The organism is Ideonella azotifigens (assembly GCF_006519715.1).
Lineage (GTDB): Bacteria > Pseudomonadota > Gammaproteobacteria > Burkholderiales > Burkholderiaceae_C > Ideonella > Ideonella azotifigens.
In genome coordinates, this window is record NZ_VIDT01000488.1 from 1 (window position 1) to 4,307 (window position 4,307).

The 4,307-nt window shown below is 67.9% G+C and carries 5 protein-coding genes; all 5 read right to left on the reverse strand.

All coding sequences use genetic code 11. The features are described 5' to 3' along the window. Positions 1-1,512, reverse strand: a 1,512-nt coding sequence (locus FKP22_RS22520; RefSeq protein ID WP_141289919.1) for an RNA polymerase factor sigma-54, incomplete at its 3' end; no start/stop codon positions are given. A gap of 237 nt (positions 1,513-1,749) precedes the next feature. Further along, the gene (gene lptB / locus FKP22_RS22525) at positions 1,750-2,508 is read right to left on the reverse strand and encodes an LPS export ABC transporter ATP-binding protein (RefSeq protein WP_211361523.1); all 759 of its coding nucleotides are present in this window, start codon (positions 2,506-2,508) and stop codon (positions 1,750-1,752) included. Between the two features lie 103 nt (positions 2,509-2,611). After that, positions 2,612-3,220, reverse strand: coding sequence for a lipopolysaccharide transport periplasmic protein LptA (gene lptA / locus FKP22_RS22530; RefSeq protein ID WP_170201017.1), 609 nt, complete (start codon positions 3,218-3,220; stop codon positions 2,612-2,614). A gap of 153 nt (positions 3,221-3,373) precedes the next feature. Then, the gene (locus FKP22_RS22535) at positions 3,374-4,009 is read right to left on the reverse strand and encodes a thiol:disulfide interchange protein DsbA/DsbL (protein ID WP_231010605.1); all 636 of its coding nucleotides are present in this window, start codon (positions 4,007-4,009) and stop codon (positions 3,374-3,376) included. Between the two features lie 67 nt (positions 4,010-4,076). Then, positions 4,077-4,307 (reverse strand): SPOR domain-containing protein (locus FKP22_RS22540; protein ID WP_211361521.1); only part of this gene is annotated, 231 nt, incomplete at its 5' end.

Here is a 4,307-nt window from a genome sequence, read left to right on the forward strand (position 1 = left end):
CGCCTTGCGCAGGTTGGCCGGAGCAATCTTCAGTGCTTCGCGATACTTGGCGACGGTGCGCCGCGCGACCTGGATGCCCTGCTCTTCCAGCATGTCGGCAATCTGGCTGTCCGACAAGGGTTTGACGGTGCTTTCGGCGGCGACGAACTGCTTGATCAGCGCCCGCACTGCCGTGCTGGAAGCGTTGCCGCCCGCATCGGTGTTCAGCGACGAGCCGAAGAAATACTTCAGCTCGAAGGTGCCCGAGGGCGTGGACATGTACTTGGCGGTGGTCACGCGCGAGATGGTGGACTCGTGCAGGCCGAGTTCATCGGCGATCTCGCGCAGCACCAGCGGCTTCATCGCGATCTCGCCATGGGTGAAGAAGTTCTTCTGCCGCTCGACGATGGCCTGGCTGACACGCAGGATGGTGTCGAAGCGCTGCTGGATGTTGCGGATGAACCAGCGCGCTTCCTGCAGCCGGGCCGACAGGTTGCCACCGCCACGCTGGCCGCGGATGGCCTGGGCGTAGAGGTCGGACACGCGCAGCTTGGGCATCACGTCCGGGTTCAGCGAGGCCTTCCAGTTGCGCCCGGACTTCACGACGATGACGTCCGGGATCACGATCAGCGCCTCGGCCTTGGCAAACGGCCGGCCGGGCTTGGGCTCGCAGGCGACGATCAGGCCTTGCGCCAGCTTGACCGTGGCTTCGTCGAACCCGGTCGCGGCGGCCAGCTTCTTCATGTCGCGCCGGGCCAGCAGCTCCAGCTGGTCGCGGCAGATGGCCAGCGCGCAGTCCCGCGCGGCGCAGGCCGGGCGGTGGCGCAGCTGCAGCGCCAGGCATTCGGACAGGTTGCGCGCGCCCACGCCCGTGGGCTCCATGCTCTGCAGCCAGTGCAGGCCGCAGCGCAGCTGGTCCAGCAGGTTCTCGCGCTGTTCCTCATCGCCCATCTCCAGCGAATCGGCCAGGCGTTCGGCGATGTCTTCCAGCGTGCCGTCGAGGTAACCGTCTTCGTCCAGCGACTCAATCAGCACCATCACCGCGGCAGCGTCGGTCGGCGACAGGCGCATGCCCGAGAGCTGAACGCGCAAATGGTCCTGCAGCGACGGGCCGCTGCCGCCGCGCTCCTGCGGCTCGAAGTCTTCGTCGCCGCCGCTGCCGGAGGTGCCGGCAGAGGGCGTCTCGCGGATGCCGTCGAAGTCGTCGCGCTCGGTGCCGTTTTCCCAATCGTCGCGCTCGGTGGTGCCGAAGTCGGCGGCGCCGTCCATCGCCGCGGGCTCGTCGCCGCCTTCGCCCACGGTGGCGCCAGCCGAGTCGCTCTCTTCCTTCTGCGAGCTGGTGGCGCGCTCGGCCGGGCCGAATTCAAACGGGTTGGCGTCTTCCTCGGGTTCGAGGAAAGGGTTCTGTTCGAGCATCTGCTCGACTTCCTGGTGCAGCTCCAGCGTGGAGAGCTGCAACAGGCGAATGGACTGCTGCAGCTGCGGCGTGAGCGCCAGGTGCTGCGACAGGCGGACCTGTAGGGTGGGCTTCATCTGACAACAACCTCGGGAAGCGCACGCAGGGCACGGCGGGTGAACAAAGAGCTGAATTCCGGCGAGGCCGTGCCGGCCCGCTCCCAAGCGGCCTCGCGGCCCCCTCGGAGGGCCGGCGTACCGCAGGTGAACCGGGGGACCGACACACAACGCGAGGCCGTGCCGGGCCGCTCCCAAGCGGCCTCGCGGCCCCCTCGGGGGGCCGGGGCACCGAAGGTGAACCGGGGGGCCGACATCTCACATCCGGAAATGTTCGCCGAGGTAGACCCGGCGCACGTCCGGGTTCTCGATGATCTGGGCGGGCGTGCCTTCGGCGAGCACGTCGCCCTGGCTGATGATGTAGGCGCGATCGCAGATGCCCAGCGTCTCGCGCACGTTGTGGTCGGTGATCAGCACGCCAATGCCACGCGCCTTCAGGAAACTGATGATGCGCTGGATCTCGATCACCGCGATCGGGTCGACGCCGGCAAACGGCTCGTCCAGCAGGATGAAGCGCGGCTGGGTGGCCAGCGCACGGGCAATCTCCACGCGCCGCCGCTCGCCGCCGGACAGCGCCGGGGCCGGCGATTCGCGCAGGCTGGTCAGGCTCAGGTCGGCCAGCAAGGTGTCGAGCTGCTGCTGGATCACATCGGCCTTCAGCGCCTTGCCCTTGGCATCGACCTGCAGCTCCAGCACCGCGCGGATGTTCTCGTCGACCGTCAGCTTGCGGAAGATCGAGGCTTCCTGCGGCAGGTAGGACAGGCCCAGCCGCGCGCGGTGGTGGATGGGCAGGCGCTCGATCGGCACGTCGTCGATCAGGATCCGGCCGGCGTCGCAGCGCACCAGGCCGACCACCATGTAGAAGGTCGTGGTCTTGCCGGCGCCGTTGGGGCCCAGCAGGCCGACGACTTCGCCAGCCGCGACCGACAGGTGCACGTTCTTGACGACGGTGCGGGCACCGTAGGTCTTGCGCAGGCCGGAGGCGACCAGGCGGCAGGCGGCGACGGGCGGCGTCAGAGGTGGCGCTGGCGGCGTGGTCGTCTCAGGGGTGGCGATCTCGCTCACAGGACTGCCTCCGCACTGCGTGCCCCGGTTTCGCCCTTGGGACGGCCCAGCGGGCTCATGGCGCAGCCCCGCTGGCCGGCGCCGAAGCCGGCTGCGGCGAGAAGATCATGCGCACGCGGCCTTGCTCCAGGCCGGGTGTGGCGGTGCCGCCGCCGGCCAGCACCACCGTGTCGGCGCGCTGGTCATAGACGATGGTGGAGGCGTTGGCGCGGTCGGCCACTTCGGTGCCGCGCAGGCTGCGCAGCTGGGCATTGCCGATGAAATGCACCTTCTCGGCCGCGCCGTCGTATTCGATGCGCTCGGCCTGGCCTTCAACGTACTGGTCCGCCACATCGCGCTTCTGGCGGAAGCTGGCCGCGCCACCCGCCGGGGCAAAGGCCACCGCGGTGAAGAAGCCGGGCTGCGGCTCGCGCACTTCGACCCGTTCAGCCTTGATCAGCAGCGTGCCCTGGGTGATGGTGACGTTTCCGGTGAGGATGGTGAGCTTTTTGGCCAGGTCCACCGAGGCGGCCTGCTTGCCGTCGCTCTCGACCACTATCTGCTTGTTGCGGTCAGCCTTTTCGGCCTGCGCGGCTTGCCAGGGAAGCATGGCGGCGGCCAGCGCCAAGGTGGACAGCAGACTGTGGAACAGGTGAACAGGGGATGGCGAAATGCGAACTGGCATGGATTTCGGCATGAAACTTGCAGGCCATTCTATGCCTCAGTTGCGCGCCGAAACTGGCTTCATCCCATCATTTCGTGCGGACTTGCGCACCCGGCTTGCAACCCCGCGCCGGCCGCGCTACGCGCATGGACGCGGCGCGCCCCGGGGCCTGCCTCAGCCTTGTTTGCGGACCGTTGCGATCAGCGCATTCAGCACGTTGAACACGCCGGTCTCGCTGCCCACCATCGCTGGCGAGGTGATGTAGCGGCCCTGCACGCCGAAGGTCGGCACGCCTTCCACATGATAGGCGGCAGTCAGTTGCTTGGCCTGCGGCAGCTTGCCGGCCACCGAAAACGAGTTCATGAAGGACACCAGCTTGGCGCCATCCAGGCCGACGCTGCTGGCCCAGGCCAGGATCTCGCTGTCCTGGCCCAGGCGCTGGTGGGCGACGTGCATCGCCGCGAACACCTTGCTGTGGTACTGCTCCTCCACGCCCATGGCTTCCAGCGCGTAGAACAGTTTCAGGTGATACGCATGGACCGGCGTGAAGCCGACATGGATGCGATGGAACGAGACGTCCGGCGGCAGCTTGGCCAGCCACTGGTTGAGGTAGGGCTCCAGCGCGTTGCAGTGCGGGCAGCCGTACCAGAAGAACTCCACCACCTCGACCTTGCCGGAACTCGCCACCGGCACCGGCGGCGACAGCTTCTGGTAGTCCTTGCCTTCGACCGGGGCGCCCTGGGCATGGGCAGCACCCAGCGTGGCCAGGCCAGCGACCGCCACCGAAAAATCTCGCCGATTCAAGCTCATGCCAACAGTCCTCGCAGAGGAGAAGATGAAAAAGGGGAAGGGTTGGATGCGACCACAGCCAGCAGCCTCACTGCTTGCTGCGCTCCACACGCACCAGCGCCGATTCGGCGCCGACGGCGGTCAGCCGCTCCTGAACGCGCTCGGCCTCGTCGCGGTTGGCATAGGGGCCCAGGCGCACGCGATACACCGTGCGGCCGGACTGCTCGCGCTCGCTGACCTTGGCGACCAGGCCCTGGATCGCCAGCTTGGCGCGCTGCTGCTCAGCGTCGTTGGCGCTGGAGAAGGCGCCTGCCTGCAC

What these genes read in the sequence shown, in the direction of transcription:
- FKP22_RS22535 (WP_231010605.1), bottom strand. Translation starts at nt 4,009, where the DNA reads ATGAGCTTGAATCGGCGAGATTTTTCGGTGGCGGTCGCTGGCCTGGCC.
- lptA (WP_170201017.1), bottom strand. Translation starts at nt 3,220, where the DNA reads ATGCCAGTTCGCATTTCGCCATCCCCTGTTCACCTGTTCCACAGTCTG.